The organism is Streptomyces sp. CB01881, from assembly GCF_002953255.1.
Lineage (GTDB): Bacteria > Actinomycetota > Actinomycetes > Streptomycetales > Streptomycetaceae > Kitasatospora.
Window position 1 is genome coordinate 6,861,284 of record NZ_CP026498.1, and the last position, 480, is coordinate 6,861,763.

Annotated in this window: 1 pseudogene; it reads left to right on the top strand. The window is 69.4% G+C overall.

Going from position 1 to position 480, the window contains the following annotated elements:
- Window positions 1–480, top strand: a pseudogene (locus tag C2142_RS40040) (AIR synthase-related protein); the annotation flags it as partial.

Genomic DNA, 480 nt, shown 5'->3' on the forward strand with positions numbered 1-480 from the left:
GGACATCCACGCAGGCCTCCGGCGCCGGCAACAAGGTCATCCTGTACGGGGCCCGCACCGGCGGCGACGGCATCGGCGGTGTCTCGGTGCTCGCCTCCGAGACCTTCGACGCCACCGGCCCGGCCAAGCGCCCGGCCGTCCAGGTCGGCGACCCGTTCCAGGAGAAGCTCCTCATCGAGTGCACCCTGGAGATCTTCGGCGAGAAGCTCGTCAAGGGCATCCAGGACCTCGGCGGCGCCGGCCTCTCCTGCGCCACCTCCGAGCTGGCCTCGGCCGGCTCCGGCGGCATGCGGATCGAGCTGGACACCGTGCCGCTGCGCGACAACACGCTCTCGCCGGAGGAGATCCTCATGAGCGAGTCGCAGGAGCGCATGTGCGCCATCGTCGAGCCCGGCAAGGTCGACCGCTTCCTGGAGATCTGCGAGAAGTGGGACGTCATCGCCACCGTCATCGGTGAGGTGACGTCCCACTTCTCGCAGA